This is a genomic window from Streptomyces sp. NPDC001502, assembly GCF_042894785.1.
Lineage (GTDB): Bacteria > Actinomycetota > Actinomycetes > Streptomycetales > Streptomycetaceae > Streptomyces > Streptomyces kutzneri.
Genome location: NZ_JBIAVW010000008.1, coordinates 247,075 through 266,959 on the forward strand (window position 1 = coordinate 247,075; position 19,885 = coordinate 266,959).

Here is a 19,885-nt window from a genome sequence, read left to right on the forward strand (position 1 = left end):
CGGAGAGCTGGAGTTGGGGGGGTGCTTCCGTGGGATCCCGGGAGCCGTCACCAGGGCGGGCGGTAGCCCGTGGTCAGGCTGCGGCCGGTCTGCCTCCACTTCGGTTCCTCGTCCACGGTGTGGGCGGTGACCGACCGGAGCCTGCGGATCAGCGCGCCGTACGCGCTGCTCGCCTTCGTGGAGACCTTGGCGCCGGGGGGTTCGTCCATGAACGGCATGAACTTGTCGGGGAAGCCGGGCATCGTGCAGGCGATGCAGATGCCGCCGACGTTGGGGCATCCGCCGATGCCGTTCATCCAGCCGCGCTTGGGGACGTTGCACTTGACGACGGGGCCCCAGCAGCCGAGCTTGACCAGGCAGAGCGGGGAGTCGTAGGTCTCGGCGAACTGGCCCTGCTCGTAGTAGCCGGCGCGGTCGCAGCCCTCGTGGACGGTGGCCCCGAAGAGCCAGGTGGGGCGCAGCTTGTCGTCGAGGGGGATCATCGGGGCGGAGCCGGCCGCCTGGTAGAGCAGGTAGGTCAGGGTCTCCGAGAAGTTGTCGGGCTGGATCGGACAGCCCGGCACGCACACGATCGGGATGCCGGCCTTCGAGGTCCAGTCCCAGCCCAGGTAGTCGGGCACGCCCATGGCGCCCGTCGGGTTGCCCTCCATGGCGTGGATTCCGCCGTACGTGGCGCAGGTGCCGATGGCCACGACGGCGAGGGCCTTGGGGGCCAGCCGGTCGATCCACTCGCTGGTGGTGATGGGCTGACCGGTCTCGGGGTCGTCGCCGAAGCCGCACCAGTAGCCCTCGGGCTTGATCTTCTCGTTCGGGATCGAGCCCTCGACCACCAGGACGAACGGATCGATCTCGCCCCGCTCGCCCTTGAAGAACCACTCGATGAACGTGTCGGCGCCGCCGACCGGGCCGCACTCGAAGTCGATCAGCGGCCAGTGCACGGCGATCTTCGGCAGACCGGGCAGCACGCCGGTCACGATCTCCTCGATGCTCGGCTGCATCGCGGCCGTCAGGGAAACGGAGTCACCGTCGCAGCTCAGACCCGCGTTGATCCAGAGGATGTGGATCAGCGGGTCCTCGACCGTGTCCTTAGTCGCAGTGGCCATGGGACGGCTCCTCGGGGAGGTGATCGGGAAGGGGCGGGGGGGAGGCGGCCTGCCTCACCCACACCTTTCTTGCTAACAGCAGTCCGGCCCGGGCGCCGCGTCAGGTACGGCCAGTCCAGTGACGGCGCGCGGCCTGACGGCCGACCCGCTCAGGTGGAGCGGGGTGGCGGCCGGGCGCTCTTTGCGGACGAAGGCGCGGCGCAGGGCGTGGTAGGGGGCGTCTGGGTCGGAGAAGGTCCGCCGCATCAGGGCCAGCTCGGCCTCGCGGTGGGCGGCGAGCGGCCGCACGGCCTCGTCGCGCTCGCGCGCGGCCTTCTTCGCGGCGATCCGGGAGGCGGTGGCGGGCAGGCCGGCGAGCCGGACCGCGAGGCGCTGCGTCTCGCGGGCGAAGTCCGCGGGCGGGCAGGAGACCGTACGGTCGACCAGCCCGAGGCCGTGGGCGGCGGCGGCGCTCAGCGGGAGGGCCTCGCCGGTGAGGCGGTCCGCGAGTGCGGGGCCGACGCGGCGGGGCAGGGTGTACGTCCAGTACTCGGAACCGTGCAGGCCCATCAGGCGGTAGTGCGGGTTCAGGACGACGCCCGAGCGGCACCAGACCTCGTCGGCGGCGAGGGCGAGCATGGCCCCTCCGGCGGCGGCGTTGCCGCCCAGCGCGCTGACCACGAGCCGGTCGGTGGTGGTCAGCACCGCCTCGACCAGGTCGTTCATGGCGTTGATGTTGGCCCAGGACTCCTCGGCCGGGTCGGCCGCGGCCTCGATGACGCCGAGGTGGATGCCGTTGGAGAAGAAGTCGCGGCCGCCGCCCAGGACCAGGACGGTGGTGGGGCGGGTGCGGGCGGTCCGGTAGGCGTCCAGCAGGCGGCGGCAGTGCGCGGTGCTCATCGCGCCGCCGGGGAAGGAGAACGACAGGAAGCCGGCCTGGTCCTCCTCGTGGTAGCCGATGTCCGACCAGGCGGGGCGGTGGGGGCCGCCGTGCGGTGGCGCGGGGACCTCGGGAAGCGGGGGCAGCCGGTCCGCGAGCGCGAGCGTGGCGGGCAGCTTGGGGGCGGCCGGGCCTCCCCCCGGCAGGCGGCGGGCGCGCAGTTCCGGGATCCAGACGGCCCCGTCGGCCGTGGCCCGGCAGAGCGCCCCGTTCCGGGTGGCCAGCAGCTCGCCGGGGCGGCCGCGCAGGTGCTCCTCACGGTGCCCGCCGTGCAGGTACCACTCGCCGCCGAGCAGGTCGTCGCGTACGCCGGGCTGCGAGTCGGCGGCACGCAGCGCGCGCAGGACGTCCTCGGTGGTGTCGCTCTCCCAGTCGATCCGGCGGTCCTCCTGGCGCAGGAGCGGCCGGGCGTGGCCGGCCGCCTGGGGCTGCGGGGTGTACGTACCGGAGGCGAACCGTTCCACCGCGAGCAGGACGGCCTCCAGCGCGGCGTCGGCGATCTCGCCGCGGTAGAAGTCGCTCTTGCCGACCGGCGGCAGGGGGCATTCGACGCTCGACCAGACGTCGCCGGCGTCCATCTCCGCGTTGGCCTGCAGGACCGTCACCCCCCACCGGGGCTCCCCGTCCTGGACGGCCCGGTCGAGGGAGGAGGGGCCGCGGTCACCGACCGGCCCCGGGTGGACGACCAGACAGGTGTGGGCGGCCCAGACCTCCTCGGGGATGGCGGTGCGCAGCATCGGGGCGAGCACGAGGTCGGGGCGGTGGCCGCGTACGGCGTCGGCCAGGGAGGCACCGGGCAGGGCGAGTTCGACCGCGACGTGGTGGCCGTGGTCGCGCAGCTCGGCGTGGACTCGCTGCGTGAGGCTGTTGAACGCGCTCGCCACGAGCAGGACGTACAAGTGATCTCCCAGCGGCGGCCCGGAGCCGCGCGTGCGCGGTACCCGGCCTGGTCGGCGGCCCGTGGCCGGAAGATGACCGGCCGCCTGAGATGGTCGGGGAGATCCGGGCGCCCACGGCCGAGGCCCGCGCGGCGGGTCACTCGAAAGCGCCCGTTCCGGGGTCCGCTCGGCCCAAGGAGATGCCGGCTACTCGCCGTCCTCGATCCCGATGGCCTTGGCCAGCTCCTCGTGCGCGCGGCCCGGCTCGCCCTCGTACTGCTCCAGGAGGGCGGCGGCGATCGCGTCGAGCTTGCGCTGGATCGCGTGTTCGGCCCTGCGTTCGGAGTTCTTCAGCAGGGCCAGGAGCAGCAGGGCGACGGCGGCCATCGCGTCGCCCGTCAGGTGCTGCCAGCTCGTGTCCAGGTGGAGCAGGTGGACCACGACGAAGCCGGCCACCAGCAGGACGCAGAACGCGGAGAAGGCGGGCGAGCTGGTGAAGTTCGAGGCCAGCTCCGCCAGCTTCTCGAATCGTCCGAGCCGCCCCTGGCCGCCCTTCTTCGCGGGATGTTCGAAGGCCATGGTGTGCACGTGCCCGCTCGGGCCGCACCCCATCCCCTCCGGGCGGGTCGAGCACCCGACCGGCCCAGACCGGGGAGGGGCCGTCCGGGGGCCGCGACCGGCCCCGGGCGGTCAGCTCGCGCGTACGGGCGCCCACAGGCCGACGCTCCACACGTCCCCGTGCCCCGCGTGGTAGCCCCGCTCCTCCTCCTCGTCGTCCACGACGATCACCGAGACGTTGGACGCCGCTGCCCGGTACTCCAGGAAGCCGCCCTGGTCGCTGACCTTCAGTTCCGGGGCTCCGGGGACGCGCGCGAGCTCGTCGCGCACGTCCTCCCAGGCGACGTAGCGGGGGAACTCGACCCCCATGGTCCGGGCCCACTCCTTCGCCATGTCCGGGCCGGACGCGAGCCGGTGCAGCTCGATGGAGCCGCCGGACATCACCCACTCGTCACCGGGGTTGAAGTAGAACTCGACGAATCCGTAGTCGCGGCGCAGCGACTCGCCCTCCTCGTCGACCACGTCGACGAAGCGGTGGCGGACGGCCCGGTCGACCTCGCCGAGGGTGGAGCCGATGCCGATGCCGTGCAGGCGTCCGGTCCTGAGGAACGAGGCGAGGAATTCGATGCCGGTCACGGCCAGTTCTCCAATTTGTCGATCAGGGCTTGCATTTCCCCGGAGCGGTTCTTCGAGTTGCCCCAGTTGTGGGTGTCCATGTGCTCCTTGGCCGACTTGGCCTTGGCCAGGAGGTCCGCGCGCAGCTTCGGGTCGTTGTTCACGGCGTCCACGGCCTGCTGGACGCTCTTGTCCGACGCCCAGCCGTCCTCAAGCCTGATGGGGGCACCCTGGATGTTGCCATCCTTGTCCACGGTGATGCTGACTTCGTGTTCCTTCCCCTTCTTCAGGGGGATGTGGATGTGCGCCCCCTTGGTGGCCCAGTCGGACGCGACCGGGGACACCCTGATCTTGCAGGGCTTGAGCCCGAGGGGGTCGGACCAGGTGTGGGGATTGTCCACGTAGGTCGTCGGATTGGGGGCCGGGTCGAGCCCGAGGGGATCGCCGCTGAGGTACCGGGCCGTCTCGGGGTCGTAGTGGCGGTGGAAGTTGTAGTGGAGTCCCGTCTCGGGGTCGAAGTACTGGCCCGGGAAGCGCAAGGGGGTGTAGGCCGCGCTCGTGGTCGCCCACGCCGTCGTACCCCACAGCGTGCTCCGCGTGTGCCAGGCGAGGTCCCCCGACTCGTCGACGAGCTCGGTGGGCGCGCCCACCAGGTCGGTCACGATGGCGTAGAACCGTTCGTCCACGAGCTGCTGCGACGCGTCCTTGCCGAGCATGCGCTCGGTCTGCGCGACGGGGCGCAGGCCCAGGTGTTCCCAGGTGAGCGCGATGGGCAGCGGCAGTGCCGCCCCTTGGCTGACCTGTTCGCACAGCGTGGCGCCGTCCCAGGTGAAAGTGGTCTCCTCCAGCACGGTGGTGCCGTCCTCGGCGAGGCGCTGCTTGGCGATGCGGCGGCCGAGGGGGTCGTAGAGGTAGCGCCACACCGTGCCGTCCGGCGTGACGGTGGACCTCAGCCGGTCCTCCGCGTCCCAGGCGTACTGCCAGGTGTCCGGCTTGCGGGAGAGCCGGGTCTTCTGCCGCAGGACGGTACGGCCCTGCGCGTCGTGCTCGTAGCGGACGTCGCCCGCCCGGGTGATGCGGGTGCCGGTGAAGGTCCGCGGCCCCGTGGCCTCCTGGCCGGGGTGGCTCGCGGGCCAGGCCGCGGCCGTCTGGTTGCCGGAAGCGTCGTAGGCGTACGTCTCCGTCCAGCCCGCGGCGTGCACGGCGGTGACCCGGCCCGTCGCGTCGAGGTCGAAGCGGCGGGTTCCGGACAGCGCGTCCTCGATGCCGACGAGGTGGCCGTCGGCGCGGTAGGTGTACGAGCGGCGCTGGAGATCGCGGCCCCGGCCGGATATCCGCTGGTCGGCCAGGCGGCCGCCCGCGTCGAAGTGGTGGGTGAGCGTGACCGTCCCCCCGACCCTGCGGATGAGTTCGCGGCCGGCGGCGTCACGCTCGAAGGCGATCGTGCGGCCGGATGCCGTGAGCTCGGCGGGCCGGCCCGCCGCGTCGTACGTCCGCGTGCTGACCGCGCCGCTCGGCGTGGTCCGCCCGGTGATCCGGCCGAGCGCGTCGTAGTCGTAGGCCAGCTCACGGCCGTTCACCGTCTCCGCCCTCAGCCGCCCGTAGCGGTCGCGCAGCCGTACCAGTGTGGCGTCGGCGTTCGATGCCACGGCGAGTTCGTCGAAGACGTCGTACTCGTACGTGGTGACGGCGCCCTCGCTGTCCTTGCGGAGGACCTGGCCCAGTTCGTTGCGTGCGAAGCGGGTGGTCTGGCCGAGACCGTTCACCCGCTCGGTCAGCCGGCCCGCGGCGTCGTACCGGTAGCGCAGGGTCCGGTCGTCGAAGTCGGCCTCGGACACCAGTCGGCCCGCGGCGTCGTACTCGTACTCCCAGGTCAGCCCGAGCGGGTTGGTGACCTGGGTGAGCTTGAGATTGACGTCGTGCCGGAACTCGTGCCGCACCCCGTCCGGGCCGGTGCGGGCCACGAGGAGGTCGAAATCCGTGTACTCGTACCGGGTGGTCCGGCCCAGGGCATCGGTGTGGGTCGTGCAGTTGCCCTCACCGTCGTACGTCCATGCCTGCCGGGCTCCGTCCGGTTCGGTGCACGCGGCGACCTGGCTCTCCACGGTCCACTCGAAGCGGGTGACCGCCCCCGTCGGGTCGGTGATCGCCACGGGCCGGCCGAACACGTCACGCTCGTAGCGTGTGACCCCGTTCAGCGGGTCGGTGATCTCCATCGGCAGTCCCGCCGCATCGCACCGTACGCGCGTGGTGTCGCCGAGCGCGTCCGTGACGGAGGCGAGGTGACCCGCGTCGTCGTAGGTGAAGCGGGTGGTCGCCCCGGCGGCGTCGGTGTACGAGGTGCGGTTGCCCCGCTCGTCGTAGGTCTGCCGGATGACGGTGCCGTCGGCGTGGGTGACGCGGACGGGCAGGCCGAGCGCGTCGTGCTCCGCGTGCAGGTGCCGGCCGTCCGGGCGGACGACCTCCTTCAGGCGGCCCTGGTCGTCGTACTCGGAACGGGTGGTGTGCCCGAGGGGGTCGGTGCGGGAGAGCAGCCGGTGGCGACGGTCGTACGTGGAGCGGGACACGGCCCCCGTGGGATCGATCTCCCCGACGACCTGGACCCGCTCGTTGACGAGGTAGCGGGTGGTGTTGCCCAGCCCGTCGGTGATGGACGTGACGCGCAGGCCGGTTTCCGGGTGGGTGTCGTCCCACGTGAAGCGGGACTCCAGGTGGCCGTTGGTCCCCGCCTGGGACGTGCAGCGGTGCAGGTGGTCGTAGACGTAGTCGAACCGGCTGCCGTTCGTGTCGGTCCAGGAGGTGATCACCCCGTCGGCGTCGTAGCCGAAGCGCAGCGGGCGGCCGCAGGAGTTGGTGACGTGCGTGAGGTGCCCGTCGGTGTACCCGTACCGGAGGATCGCCTGGTCCGTGCCGTCCTGGGCGGCACCGGCGAGGTGCAGGGCCGTGATGCGGCCGTCGGCGGTCGTCAGCTTCAGGTGGTAGCCGCCGTGGTGGACGATCGAGGTCGGCGCCCCGTCCGCGTCGTACTCGAAGGCGATCCACCGGCCGTGGCGGTCGCCGGTCTGCGTCAGGAGCGCCAGTTCGCCGCTGTGTTCGGTGAAGTGCAGGACGGAGCCGGTGTCCGGGTCGGTGATGGTGTAGGTGTCCCCCTCGCGGTCGAGCGGCCAGGGGCGGCCGTGCGTGGGCAGCACGGGGACACCGGGCGCCGGGTGCGGGTACGCGAGCAGGCTGCCGTCCTCGCAGACGAAGACGACCCCTTCCGAGTCGATCTCCAGGCGCTGGTCGGCGGTCGACGACCAGGAGGGCCCGAACCAGCGGCCGGCGCGATAGGCCGACTCGAAGGTGCGCCCGAAGACCAGGGGCAGGGAGCCCGGAAGGGCGATGTCCGTCTGGGGCAGGACCATCCGTCCGGTGGCCATGTCGACGGGGTCTCCGTCGCAGGTGAGCTCCTTGCACTGACGTCCCTTGCCGTCGGGGTCGCCGTTGTGGCCGTCGCGTCCCTTGCCGGGCGGTACGTCGTCCAGGTGCTTGAAGCGCGCCAGGTTCTTGAGGCCGCCGGCGCCCTTGGAGCCGATGAGTTCGGGGATCAGCCGGCCGATGAACTCGCTCGGGTCGCCCTTGGCCGCTTCCCACGCGCTCTTCAGTGCCCGGTCCGGATGCGCCGCGGTGGACGCCAGCCCGGCCAGGGTCATGTTCAGGTTCTTGTAGTAGTCGGCGGGGTGGGTGATGTTGTACGGGTCGAGCGGGTCCACCGAGCGGACGAAGTTGGTGATGCCCACGACGCCCTTGACGACACCGCCGCTCAGGTGCAGCATCTCCACGCCCTGGCCCATGCCCCAGTCGACGAAGTTGAGCTTGGCCCGGTCGGTGGCCGACGGCATCGCCGGCGCGTGCGCCAGCGCGGCGGTGACCGCCTTGTTCGCCGTGTCGGCCGCCTCGTTGCGCTGGCGGCGGGCGTCGTTCAGGATCTCCTGAGCCCGGTCCCGCACCGCGCCGCCCGGATCGGCCGGGCACTCGGGCCTGGGCAGCGGGTTGTCGCCGGTGCGCGCGTCCTCGTACGCGGCCACCTTCTTCTTGTAGGCCTCGGCCGCGTTCTTGCTGGCCTCCTGGCCCTGCTTGTAGAGGTCGATGGCCTCCTTCGCCCTGCCCTGCGCCCACGTCACCGTCGTGGCGTACGTCTCCAGGGCCTTGGCCGCGCCCTCGAAGGCGTCCGCCGCGTGCAGCCAGTCGGTGGGCAGCGTCTGGAACTTCTCCCGGAAGCTGTCGGCCGCCGCGCCCTTCCAGTGACTGGAGTCGAGGCCCTTCATGCCCTGGCCCACCGAGTCGAAGGCGCTCTTGAAGTCCCGCAGGTTCTTGACGCTCGCGTTGATGTCGGAGACCTTGCCGTGGATCAGCTCGTTGGCCTCCTCGGTCTGCCCGAGCTGCTGTTCGCCGACCGTGGCGCCCAGCGAGGACGCCGTACTGTCACCCCAGTCCTCGACAGCGTCCGCCCAGTCCTCGGCGCCGACGTACTCCAGACCGTCGCCGACGACGTCCGTGGCCTTGTCGACGCCCTCACCGACGAGCTTCTTGCCGGCGTCCCAGCCCTCTTCGAGCTTTCCGAGGCCCTTGTCGACCCAGCCCCCGAAGTCCACCACTTACTCGCTCCCCCACGTCGGCTGCTTCGCCCGGTCCACCGCGTCCTGCGTGGGCTCCAGCGTCTCGCGCAGCTTCTCGTCCATCAGCGCGCGCTCCTTCTCGCCGAACACGCCCTGGTTCTGCATCGAGTCGAGCAGTCCGTCCTCGACGTCGTAGGCGGTGTCGCGCCAGGTCTGCTCGACCTCGTCCTGGGCCTTCGAGAACGACTCGCCGCTCCAGTCCGCCCCGTCCCACGCGTGCTGGTCCCGGATCTCGTCCCAGTCCTTGGCCTTGACCTCTTCCTCCGACAGGTGCGGGTTGCCGTTCACCCCGTTCACCGCGATCTTGAAGGTGTCCTTGATGTACTGCTCCTGCTCGCTGATCGCGCCCGCCGACAGGCCGACGGCCTTCGCGAAGCCGTTCCCGCGCATCATCAGCCCGCGCACGCCCCACTCCCAGCGCTCGCAGAACGTCTTGAACCCCGCCGCCAGGCTCTCGTGGCCCAACTGCATCCCGGACAGCGACAGATCGGAGAAGCCGCGCCCGGTGGACGCCTGGCCGATCATGCCGAGGTCCTTCAGCTCGCCGTGCGCCTTGTCGATGCCGGTCGCTATCAGCTTCAGCGCCTCCGGCGGTACGTCCAGATCCGAATCGGAACCGCTCACCGTTCGCCCCCGAGGTCCACCACTGCCGAGTCCGGCACCACGCCGGCGACCGGCGGGAACAGCATCCCGTCAGCGCTTCCGGCGTCGAGCGCCACCCCGGCGGGCACCCCCAGCTTCGGCACCATCACGTCCAACAGCCGCGCCCCGTAGACCGAGTGGTACTCCCATTCCCGTCCCGCGTCGCCCTGCGCGGCCGCGAACCTCGCCAGCGCCTCCTCGTCCGAGAACGCGCAGATCCACCGGACCCCGCCCTGCTCGGCCGTCCACAGACTGCCGTACGGATCGATCGGCACCAGCACCGCCGTCCGGCGGAACTCGCCCAGCAGCACCGCGAACTCCCGGCGCCGCGCCGCAACTTCCCGGCCTTCTGTCGGCACGGTCGGTTTTGCTTTCGTCACGGTCGGTGGTGGCTCCTCGCCGGCCAGGTCAGCCAGGTCGGCCAGCCGAACAACCTGGCCGGGCTGCGGGTTTCCGCCTTGGCTCTCCCCGTTCATCGTCACGGCAGGGATCATCACATGTTCGCTTTTTCGATTGCAATTTCGATCCACGATCCGGCGGCCGACAGGCCGAGGCCGGAAACGGTTGAACCTGGCCCGCGACACCGCGCAGGATGGCCGTGAGCGAGGGAGGTCCGTCATGCCGTCCACCGAAGTGACCACGCAGACGGTGCGCGCCGAGGACGGGGCCACGGTCCGCGTCCGGTGCCACCGTAGGCCCGACGACCCGTCGGCCCCGGTGCTGGTGTGCATGCCCGCCATGGGTACCAGGGCCGTGTCCTACACGCCCCTGGCGGAGGCCCTCGTACAGGCGGGGTTCCAGGTCGTCCTCGGGGAGCTGCGGGGGCAGGGCACGAGCTCGGTCCAGGTGCGGCGCGGGGTGCGCTACGGCTACCACGAGATGGTGGCGTACGACTACCCCGCGCTGTTCCGGGCGGTCGAGGCCGCCTTCCCCGGGGCGCCGCGCCACCTGCTCGGGCACAGCCTCGGCGGGCAGCTCGGCGCGCTGTACCTGAGTCAGGAGCCGCACATGGCCGCGGGCGCGGTCCTGGTCGGCGCCCCGTCCTGCCACTGGCGCGGCTGGCCCTTCCCGCGGGGCCTGGGCATGCTCGTGGGGTTCCAGCTCGCCGCCGCCTTCGCCTCCGTGTACGGGTACTTCCCCGGCCGCCGCCTCAAGGTGCTGGGGAACGACTCCGCGCAGGTCCTGCGGGACATGGCCGCCCAGGTCCGGACGGGCCGCTACGACGTGCCGTCCTCACCGGTGGACTTCGAGCCCTGGCTGGCCGAGTTGGCCCTGCCGGTGCTGGCGGTGGCCATCGAGGGCGACCCCATGGCACCGCCGGGCGGGGTGCGGGGGCTCTGCGACAAGCTCACGAGCGCGCGGGTGACATACGAGGAGCTCGCCCTCGGCGAAGGCGCGCCGGGCAGCCGGCACTACGGCTGGATCCGCGACAACGCCGCGCTCGTCGAACGGGTACGGGCCTTCGTGGACCGGTCCTGACACCCCCTTCCGAGGTGTCAGCCGAGGCGGGCCGGGGAGGAGGCTCCGGGGGCGAGCAGCCGCGGGGTGCCGCTGCCGTCGGCGGGCACGGTCCACAGGTCCGTGCTGTCGGCGGCGCCGTCGGTGGGCAGGCCGTAGGCGAGCGTACGGTCGTCGAGCCAGGCGGCCTGGTCGTCCACGCTGCGCTTCTCGGCGAGTGCGTGGTCGCGCAGCGTCCCGAGGTCCATCACGTGCTCGCGCCACAGCGAGGCGCCCGCCCGGACCCGCTTCTTGTACGCGATGCGCGTCTCGTCCGGGGACAGGGACGGGCATTCGACGTTCTTGGCCAGGGTTTTGACGCTGCGTCCCGAGATCGAGCCCTTGACCAGGTGGGTCTCGCCGCCGGTGGAGACGGTGGCGTAGAAGGTGTCGTCGTCCTTGGAGAAGGTGACCCCCCAGAAGTTGACGTCCTGGGCGCGGTGCTCGCGGCCGTCCATGTCGATGGCGAACTCCTCCAGGTTCGCCTCCAGTTTCCAGGTGCGGGTGTCCACGATCGCGGTACGGGTGGAGAAGAACGCGGCACCGTAGGACTCGCCGGAGACGAAGACGGTCCAGGCGGCGAACCGGCCGCTGGGCGAGACCCGGGCCCGGCTCGGGGTGCCCGCGAGGGGGAAGCTGCGCAGGGTACGCAGTGCGGAGTCGACGATCAGGGCCTTGTTGTCCTGGGCGAGCGCGCCGGGCGTGGAGCGCAGGCACACGCCGGTGCCCGCGGCGGCGTAGAAGCGCTGGCAGCCCAGTTCGGAGGCGGTGCGCTCGGACTCGGGTGCGTCGGCCGGGACCGAGGCGAGGGCCCCGCGGTGCGGACCCTGCCCGCCGTTGACGAAGGCCAGGGAGCCGGGCCGGTCGAGCGTGACGGTCCCGGCGGCGACCGTCGGGCCGCCCGCCGACGGCTTGTCGTCGCGGGTGGCGGCGCGCAGCACCAGCGCGGCGGCGAGGCCCCCGAGCAGCAGCACCGCCACGGCGAGGACGAGCAGGCGGCGTGAGTTCGACAGCGTCATCTGGGGGGCCTCACGGGCTTCGGGTTTCGGTTGGGTTCGATTCGGGCCGGGCCGGGCCGGGCCGGGTGTCGGTGTCCTGGGGCGCCGAGGGGCGCAGGACGAAGCCGGCGACGGCGGCGCAGCACAGCAGTCCGGCCGCGGCGGCGGCCAGCGCCGGGCCGGTGCCCCAGAGCGTCCAGGCCCCGCCGAAGGCCAGCGAGCAGCCGAAGCGGGCCAGCGCCTGGCCGGTGCCGACCAGGGCCATGCCGGTGGCGCGCAGCTCGCCGGGGACGGTGGCGGCGACGGCGGCGGGCAGCACGCCGTCGGTGGCGGCGTAGAACATGCCGTGCAGGGCGAGGACGAGGTAGGGCAGGGCGGGCCAGGCGGGGGCCCACAGCAGCAGCCCGTAGCCGGCCAGCAGGAGGGCGTGCCCGGTGAGGAAGACGGTGCGCCGGCCGATCCGGTCGGCGAGGGCTCCGGCGGGCACGGCGAGCAGCAGGAACACGGCGGCGGTGCCGAGCGGCAGGAGCGGGAACCACTGGTCGCCGATGCCGGTGCGGCGCTGCAGAAGCAGGTAGACGAAGGCGTCGCTGACGGTGGTCAGGCCCAGCAGGACGGCGCAGATGGCCAGGTTGCGCAGCCGGGGCAGGCGCAGCAGGCCGAGCGCGTCGCGCAGCCGTACGGGGGCGGGCCGGTCCGCGTCGGGAACGGCGGCGGCGGTGCCGGCGGTGGTGGCCCCGGCCGTGGCTCCGCCGGACGGCCTGGGCCGGGTGCCGCCGCCGGACGGGACGAACAGCATGAGCACCACGACACCGAGTACGGCGACGCAGGCGCTGACGCCGAAGACGGCGTCGTAGCCGTCGGCCGTCAGGCTCAGGATGAGGAAGGCGGCGAGCGGGCCGAGCAGTGCCCCGGTGGTGTCCATGGCCCGGTGCACACCGAAGGCGCGCCCTTGTAACTCGGGTGGTGTGGACAGGGATATGAGCGCGTCGCGCGGGGCGGTGCGCAGTCCCTTGCCGGTGCGCTCCAGCGTGAGGATCACGCTGATCGGGCCCAGGCTGTGGGCGAACAGCAGCAGCGGTTTGCACAGGGCCGACAGGCCGTAGCCGATGCCGGCGATCAGCTTGTGGTTGCGGACCCGGTCGGCGAGGTGGCCGCCGGTCAGCTGTACGAGGGCGCTGACCCCGTTGTAAACGCCGTCGAGCGCCCCGAAGCCGAGGGGGCTCAGGCCCAGACCGGCGATCAGGTACAGGGGCAGGACGGCGGTGACCATCTCGGAGGAGATGTCGGTGATCATGCTGACCGTGCCCAGGGCGAGGACGGTCGAGGCGACCGCGGGAGCCCGGACGGGTCCCCGGTCAGGAGCGGTCTTCGCGCCCTCGGGCGCGGGCGCGGAGCGGTCCGCGAGGTACATGCTCTGGAGCTCCCGATGCCGACGGACTGAGTTCACTCGAACGTGCGAGTGGAACCCTAATGGGTGTACGGGCCAACGGTGCGGCGTACGAAGAGATTTGGCCGTACGCCCCCGAGTCGGCCGGGCGATCAGCCCTGCCGGCTGCTCTCGTCCCGCAGCCAGGTGGAGAAGTCCTGGTCACGGATGGCCTTCCGGGAGCCCCGGCGGGCGGCCAGCGCCGCCACGACGAACACCACCACCCCGGGCAGCAGCGTCGGACGGGCCCGCAGCAGGGCGCGCAGATCGGCCGTTCCGGTGCGCGCGGTCTGCTCCGACACCGGCTCCGGCACCTCCTCCGGTGCCCCTGTCGGCGCCCCTTCCGGCGCCTCCGCCCGCCGCGCCGCCTGGAAGCGCTCGAACTCGGCGGAGGAGGTCGCCGCGCGGACCCGCCGCCTGATCAGATCGGACCAGGTGCGCGGCGGACGGACGACCACCCGGGCCCCCTCGACCACGCGCCGCTCCCCGGGCCCGAAGGCGAGGGACGCGGCCAGGTCGTCGGCCATCAGCGGGGGCAGCGCGGCGAGCCGCGCGTGCCCCGCCTCGGTCACGGCGATGACCCCCCGGCCGAAGAGCCCCTCGCGGACGGCGGGCAGCCGCTGCCACACCCGGTAGTACGCCCGCACCGGCCAGGCGCAGCCGCCCAGCGGGATGTCCCGGCCGGGGGCGGCGGCGAGCAGCTCCGGACTCCGGTCGAGGGCGCCCACCAGGGCCCGCACGTCGGCGGCCCCGACGACGACGTCGGCGTCCACGTACAGCCGGGGGAAGCCCCGCGCGTGTTCGTCGCCGACCCGAAGTGCCCGGTGTTTGGAGGGAGTCGGGATCTCCACCACGCGTACGCGGTCGCCGCGCGCGCCCGCCACGCGGGCGGTGTCGTCGGTGCAGCCGTTGCACACCACGACGATGTCGGGCCCGGACACCGAGGCGTCGGCCAGGAGCGCGTCGAGGAGGCGGCCGATGACCCGGTCTTCGTTGTGGGCCGGTATCACGATGCTGGTCACCCGGGCAGTATGCATGGTCGAACACCCACTCCAGGCGATTACGTCAACTCTGCCCGGGGGTACGCCCGGTGGACTAGATTGAGCGGCGCCGACCGGATTCGGCACGCTTCGGCGGAGCCGGTGTCCGGCACCGGGCAAAGGCGGTAAGCGGTACGGGTTCGGCTGCTTGTGGGGAACAGGCGGCCGGGCCGGGGGGCGAAGCACGCGGATCACGTAGGGCATCGGTTGTGGGGGGCCATCACCGTTGAGCAGGTCACGCACGGGACGCGCAGGCGTCCGGGCTGCCGTCGACGGCATCTCCCTTCATCACACGCGTCCCGGCCATGAGTGGGCGACACGCCGTCCGGCGTGCGCGGAAGGAAGGGAAACGCCGTGAAGGACACCGCGAAGGACGCGGAACAGGGCGCGGGCGCCACCGGCAAGGGGTCCGCCCCCTTAGGTGTCGCCGTGGTCGGTGCGGGCTACTGGGGCCCCAATCTCGTCCGCAACTTCCAGTCCAGTGACCAGTTCCGGCTGCGCTGGCTCTGCGACCTGAACGTGGACCGGGCCCGGCAGGTGCTCGGCGCGTACTCCACGGTCCAGGCGACCGGCGACTACGAGGCGGTCCTCGCCGATCCGGAGGTCCACGCGGTCGCGGTGGCCACCCCGGCCGGAACTCATCTCGACGTCGCGCTGGCCGCGCTGCGCGCCGGCAAGCACGTCCTCGTGGAGAAGCCGCTGGCCGCCACGTACGAGGACGGGCTGCGGCTGGTCAACGAGGCCGAGGAGCGCGGTCTCACGCTGATGTGCGACCACACCTACTGCTACACCCCGGCGGTGGGCCGGATCCGCGAGATGGTCCGCTCCGGCGAACTCGGCGAGATCCACTACGTGGACTCGGTACGGATCAACCTGGGGCTCGTCCAGAAGGACATCGACGTCCTGTGGGACCTGGCCCCCCACGACCTGTCCGTGCTGGACTTCATCCTCCCGGACCACGTCCAGCCGGTCGCCGTCGCCGCGCACGGAGCCGATCCCATCGGGGCCGGCCAGTCCTGCGTGGCCTATCTGACGCTGCAGCTGAGCACCGGCGCCATCGCGCACGTGCACGTCAACTGGCTCTCCCCGACCAAGGTGCGCACCACCATGGTCGGCGGGTCCAAGCGCACCCTGGTGTGGGACGACCTCAACCCCACGCAGCGCGTGGCGGTGTTCGACCGCGGGGTGGACCTGAGCGCCCCGCAGGAGATCGGCGCGGACGAGCGCCGGGACATGCTCGTCTCCTACCGGACCGGCGACATGGTGGCGCCCGCGATCGGTGAGAAGGAGGCCCTGCGCAGCATGGTCGAGGAGTTCGCCGCGTCCATCAGGACGGGACGGCCGCCGCTGACGGACGGCCGGGCGGGACTGAAGGTGCTGGACATCCTGGAAGCCGCTTCCCGGAGCCTGGAGTTCCGCGGAGCGGTCGTCGGACTGCGCACCGGGCGTTGACCCTCCGCAGTCCGATCACACGCAAGACCACGACCGAAGACTCAGTGGGGGCAGGGCGTTGAGCAGCGTACGAGGCAAGAGGATTCTGGTCACCGGCGGGGCGGGCACGATCGGCTCGCACCTGGTGGACCTGCTGGTGGACAACGGGGCACGCGAAGTCGTGGTGCTCGACAACTTCGTGCGGGGGCGGAGCGCCAACCTGGCCCGCGCCCTGCCGAGCGGGGTGGTGGAACTCGTCGAGGGCGACATCCGCGACGTGACCGCGGTGCGCAAGGCGACCGAGGGCGCCGAGCTGGTGTTCCACCTCGCCGCCATCCGCATCACCCAGTGCGCGGAGGAGCCGCGGCTGGCGAACGAGGTCATGGTGGACGGCACCTTCAACGTGCTGGAGGCGGCCGCGGCCGCCGGGGTGGGCAAGGTGATCGCCTCGTCCTCGGCCTCGGTCTACGGCCTGGCCGAGCAGTTCCCGACCACCGAGCGCCACCACCCGTACAACAACGACACCTTCTACGGTGCGGCGAAGGCCTTCAACGAGGGGGTGCTGCGCAGCTTCCACTCCATGTACGGGCTGGACTACGTGGCCCTGCGCTACTTCAACGTGTACGGGCCCCGGATGGACATCCACGGCCTCTACACCGAGGTCCTGATCCGCTGGATGGAACGCATCGCCTCGGGCGAGCCGCCGCTGATCCTCGGCGACGGCCTGCAGACCATGGACTTCGTCGACGTCCGGGACATCGCGCGCGCCAATCTGCTGGCCGCCGAATCGGACCTGACCGACGAGGTGTTCAACGTCGCGAGCGGCACCGAGACCAGCCTGCTCCAGCTCGCGCACGGCCTGCTGGAGGCGATGGGCGCCGAGGGTCTGGTGCCCGAGCACGGCCCGGCCCGCGCCGTGAACGGCGTCACCCGCCGGCTCGCGGACACCTCGCAGGCCGCGGAGCGGCTCGGCTTCACCGCCGAGATCGACCTGCGCACCGGCCTGCGGGACCTGGTGCAGTGGTGGCGGGCCGAGCGTGCCGCCGACGCGGCGGCGGCCACGGAGGCGGGCCGATGAGCGCCCCGGACGCCGCCCCCGCCCGGATCCCGGTGATGGTGCCCTGGCTGGGCGAGGAGGAGGCCAAGGCCGCCGCCGACGCCGTGCTCTCGGGCTGGGTGGCCCAGGGTCCCCGGGTCGCCGAGTTCGAGCGGGCCTTCGCCGAGCGGGTGGGCGCCGAGCACGGCATCGCGGTGAGCTCGTGCACCACCGCCCTGCACCTGTCCCTGATCGCCCTGGACCTCGGTCCCGGCGACGAGGTGATCGTCCCCTCGCTGTCGTTCATCGCCACGGCCAACGCGGTGCGCTACGTGGGCGCCCGGCCGGTGTTCGCGGACGTCGAGGAGGCCACCGGCAACCTCACCCCGGCCACCGTGGACGCGGTCCGCACACCGAGGACCAAGGCGGTCATCGCCGTCCACCAGGGCGGGGTGCCCGCAGACGTGCACGCGCTGCGCGCGGTGTGCGCCGACTGGGACGTGGCCCTGGTGGAGGACGCCGCCTGCGGCATCGGCGCGACGGTGGGCGGCAAGTCGGTGGGCCACGGCGCACTGCTCGCCGCCTGGTCCTTCCACCCCCGCAAGGTGATCACCACCGGCGAGGGCGGCATGCTGACCACGGACGACGCGCAGTGGGCGGAGCGGCTGCGCCGGCTGCGCGAGCACGGCATGAACGTGTCCGCCGCGCAGCGCCACGCGAGCAGCAAGCCGGTCGTCGAGAGCTACCTGGAGGTCGGCTACAACTACCGGATGACCGACATCCAGGCCGCGGTCGGTCTGGTGCAGCTCGGCAAGCTGGACGAGATCGTGGCCCGGCGGCGCTCGCTGGCGGCCCGGTACACGGAGCTGCTGAGCGGGATCCCGGGCCTGCGGCCGGTTGGGGACCCCGGTCACGGCCAGGGCAACTTCCAGTCGTACTGGGTGCTGCCGGCCGAGGACTTCCCCGTGGGCCGGGACGAACTGCTCGCGGCGCTCTCCGAGGCCGGGATCTCGGCCCGGCGCGGGATCATGGCCTCGCACCTGGAGCCCGCGTACGCGGACCACGGCGCGGCGCCGCTGCCGGTGACCGAGCGGATCAGCCGCGACTCCCTGATCCTGCCGCTGTTCCACACGATGACGTCGGAGCAGCAGGACCGGGTGGTGGCGGTGCTGCGCGAACAGGCGGGCGGATGAGCGGCCCGCCGCCGCGGACCGAGGATCTGCTGATCGTCGGCGCGGGCGGGTTCGCCCGCGAGACCGCCCAGGCGGTACGGGACGCGGCCGCCGCGGCGGCCGCGTACGGCCGGGCTCCGCGGTGGCGGCTGCTCGGGCACCTCGACGACGATCCGGGCCTGCACGGCCGGGAGGTCGACGGGGTGCCGGTGCTGGGCGGCGGCCACCTCGTGCACGAGCTGCCGGCGGCCCGGGTGGTGGTCTGCGTGGGCAGTCCGCGCGACTACGCCGTACGGGCCCGCCTGGTGCGGCGCCTGGGGCTGCCCGGGAGCCGCTACGCCACGGTGGTCCATCCCACGGCGGTGGTCTCGGGGTCCTCGCTGCTCGGCGCGGGCTCGGTCCTGCTCGCGCACTGCGTGCTGACGGCCGCCGTCCGGCTCGGGTCCCACGTGGCGGTGATGCCGCACGTGGTGCTCACCCACGACGACCGGGTCGGGGACTTCGCCACGCTCGCCTCGGGCGTCCGCCTCGGCGGCGGGGTGCGGCTGGGGCGCGGGGCGTACGTGGGCGCGGGAGCGCTGGTGCGCGAGGGCACGTCGGTCGGCGCCTGGTCGCTGACCGGTATGGGAAGCACGGTCCTGGCCGATGTGCCGCCCGGTGAGGTGTGGGCCGGAAGCCCCGCCCGCCGGCTGCGCGAGGCGGGTGGCCCGGCGCTCGACGAGCTGCGGGCCGATGGCGAGGAGACGGCCGGCCGCTGGCCGGAGACACGGATGGGGAGCACAGTCGCATGAATCAGATACCGCTGGTCGACCTGAAGGCGGCGCACGCCGAGGTCGCCGAGGAATTACGGGCAGGATTCGACCGTGTGCTCGCCGACACCGCTTTCATCGGCGGTGCGGAGGTCCGCGCGTTCGAGCGTGAGTACGCCGACTTCGCCGGAGTGGGGCACTGCGTGGGTGTCGCCAACGGCACAGACGCCCTCGAACTCGCCCTGCGCGCGAGCGGGGTGGGTGTCGGCGACGAGGTGGTGCTGCCCGCGAACACCTTCATCGCCACCGCGGGCGCCGTCGCCCGGATCGGTGCCCGGCCGGTGCTGGTCGACTGCCTCCCCGACACCCTGCTGATGGATCCGCGGGCCGCCCTGGAGGCCGTGGGCGGGGCCACCCGCGCAGTGGTCCCCGTCCACCTCTACGGGCAGTGCGCGGACACCGCGGCGCTGGCGGCCGGGCTTCCGGCGCACGTGAAGATCGTCGAGGACGCCGCGCAGAGCCAGGGCGCGACCCGCGACGGCCGCTCCCCCGGCAGCGGGGGCATCGCCGCGACCAGCTTCTACCCGGGCAAGAACCTGGGCGCGTACGGCGACGCGGGCGCGGTGGTGACCGACGACGAGGAGAGCGCGGACCTGATCCGGGCCCTGGCCAACCACGGCGGCATCGCCAAGTACCGCCACGACGTGGCCGGGTTCAACAGCCGGCTGGACGGTCTGCAGGCCGTGGTGCTGCGGGCGAAGCTGGCCCGGCTGGCCGAGGGGAACGCGGCCCGCCGGGCCGCCGCCGCCCGCTACGACGAGCTGCTGGCCGACCTCGCCGCCGCCGGGCAGGTCACCCTGCCGGTCACGGCCGAGGGCAATGTCCACGTGTGGCACCTGTACGTCGTACGGGTCACCGGAGCGGACCGCGACGCCGTCGTCGGCAAGCTCAACGCGGAGGGCATCGGCGCGGGTGTGCACTACCCGGCGCCGGTCCACCTGACCCCGGCCTTCGGTCACCTCGGCCACGACCGGGGCGACTTCCCGCACGCCGAACAGGCGGCGGACCGGATGCTCTCGCTCCCCCTCTTCCCGCAGATCACCGCCGACCAGCAGCAGCGGGTCGTGGAAACGCTCCGCAACGCCCTGCGCTGACCCCGC

General features: G+C 72.6%; 16 protein-coding genes. 6 read left to right on the forward strand and 10 right to left on the reverse strand.

The genetic code is table 11. The features are described 5' to 3' along the window. Positions 1-47 precede the first annotated feature (47 nt). From ACFY0D_RS16650 to ACFY0D_RS16680, 7 genes are all read right to left on the reverse strand, one after another. A complete protein-coding gene (locus ACFY0D_RS16650; protein WP_390799009.1) occupies positions 48-1,103 on the reverse strand; it encodes a hydrogenase expression protein HypE in 1,056 nt (351 codons plus the stop codon). Between the two features lie 72 nt (positions 1,104-1,175). After that, positions 1,176-2,921, reverse strand: a complete 1,746-nt coding sequence (locus ACFY0D_RS16655; RefSeq protein ID WP_390799010.1) for an enoyl-CoA hydratase-related protein — start codon at positions 2,919-2,921, stop codon at positions 1,176-1,178. Positions 2,922-3,107: 186 nt separating this feature from the next. Beyond that, entirely contained in the window at positions 3,108-3,479 is a 372-nt protein-coding gene (locus ACFY0D_RS16660; protein ID WP_390799011.1) for a hypothetical protein, read from the reverse strand. A gap of 111 nt (positions 3,480-3,590) precedes the next feature. Continuing rightward, entirely contained in the window at positions 3,591-4,094 is a 504-nt protein-coding gene (locus tag ACFY0D_RS16665; protein WP_390799012.1) for a hypothetical protein, read from the reverse strand. Further along, positions 4,091-8,710, reverse strand: coding sequence for a putative T7SS-secreted protein (locus ACFY0D_RS16670; protein WP_390799013.1), 4,620 nt, complete (start codon positions 8,708-8,710; stop codon positions 4,091-4,093). Before ACFY0D_RS16670 ends, ACFY0D_RS16665 begins: the two co-directional genes overlap by 4 nt. Further along, positions 8,711-9,355, reverse strand: a complete 645-nt coding sequence (locus tag ACFY0D_RS16675; RefSeq protein ID WP_390799014.1) for a hypothetical protein — start codon at positions 9,353-9,355, stop codon at positions 8,711-8,713. After that, entirely contained in the window at positions 9,352-9,849 is a 498-nt protein-coding gene (locus ACFY0D_RS16680) for an SseB family protein (protein ID WP_390799098.1), read from the reverse strand. The genes ACFY0D_RS16675 and ACFY0D_RS16680 overlap by 4 nt, the downstream gene beginning before the upstream one ends. A 142-nt stretch (positions 9,850-9,991) precedes the next feature. Between ACFY0D_RS16680 and ACFY0D_RS16685 the strand changes: the two genes are divergently transcribed. Then, a complete protein-coding gene (locus ACFY0D_RS16685; protein WP_390799015.1) occupies positions 9,992-10,852 on the forward strand; it encodes an alpha/beta fold hydrolase in 861 nt (286 codons plus the stop codon). A 17-nt stretch (positions 10,853-10,869) separates the two neighbouring features. Here ACFY0D_RS16685 and ACFY0D_RS16690 read toward each other — a convergent pair whose 3' ends face one another. The 3 genes from ACFY0D_RS16690 to ACFY0D_RS16700 all read right to left on the reverse strand — a co-directional run bounded on the left by ACFY0D_RS16690 (position 10,870) and on the right by ACFY0D_RS16700 (position 14,319). Continuing rightward, positions 10,870-11,889 carry a TolB family protein gene (locus ACFY0D_RS16690; RefSeq protein ID WP_390799016.1) on the reverse strand — a complete coding sequence of 340 codons (1,020 nt, stop codon included), beginning with the start codon at positions 11,887-11,889 and terminating at the stop codon, positions 10,870-10,872. 10 nt (positions 11,890-11,899) lie between these two features. Beyond that, entirely contained in the window at positions 11,900-13,282 is a 1,383-nt protein-coding gene (locus tag ACFY0D_RS16695) for an MFS transporter (protein ID WP_390799017.1), read from the reverse strand. A gap of 128 nt (positions 13,283-13,410) precedes the next feature. Then, entirely contained in the window at positions 13,411-14,319 is a 909-nt protein-coding gene (locus tag ACFY0D_RS16700; RefSeq protein ID WP_390799018.1) for a glycosyltransferase, read from the reverse strand. Between the two features lie 372 nt (positions 14,320-14,691). Here ACFY0D_RS16700 and ACFY0D_RS16705 point away from each other — a divergent pair, with 372 nt between their 5' ends. From ACFY0D_RS16705 to ACFY0D_RS16725, 5 genes are read left to right on the forward strand one after another with little or no spacing between them, the layout of a single operon-like run. After that, entirely contained in the window at positions 14,692-15,789 is a 1,098-nt protein-coding gene (locus tag ACFY0D_RS16705; protein WP_373041449.1) for a Gfo/Idh/MocA family protein, read from the forward strand. 58 nt (positions 15,790-15,847) lie between these two features. Then, entirely contained in the window at positions 15,848-16,846 is a 999-nt protein-coding gene (locus ACFY0D_RS16710; protein WP_351154347.1) for an NAD-dependent epimerase/dehydratase family protein, read from the forward strand. Further along, positions 16,843-17,997 (forward strand): DegT/DnrJ/EryC1/StrS family aminotransferase, encoded by a 1,155-nt coding sequence (locus tag ACFY0D_RS16715; protein WP_390799019.1) that lies wholly within the window; start codon positions 16,843-16,845, stop codon positions 17,995-17,997. Before ACFY0D_RS16710 ends, ACFY0D_RS16715 begins: the two co-directional genes overlap by 4 nt. Further along, the gene (locus ACFY0D_RS16720; RefSeq protein WP_314250254.1) at positions 17,994-18,767 is read left to right on the forward strand and encodes a NeuD/PglB/VioB family sugar acetyltransferase; all 774 of its coding nucleotides are present in this window, start codon (positions 17,994-17,996) and stop codon (positions 18,765-18,767) included. The genes ACFY0D_RS16715 and ACFY0D_RS16720 overlap by 4 nt, the downstream gene beginning before the upstream one ends. Further along, positions 18,764-19,879, forward strand: coding sequence for a DegT/DnrJ/EryC1/StrS family aminotransferase (locus ACFY0D_RS16725; RefSeq protein ID WP_351154349.1), 1,116 nt, complete (start codon positions 18,764-18,766; stop codon positions 19,877-19,879). Before ACFY0D_RS16720 ends, ACFY0D_RS16725 begins: the two co-directional genes overlap by 4 nt. Positions 19,880-19,885 lie beyond the last annotated feature (6 nt).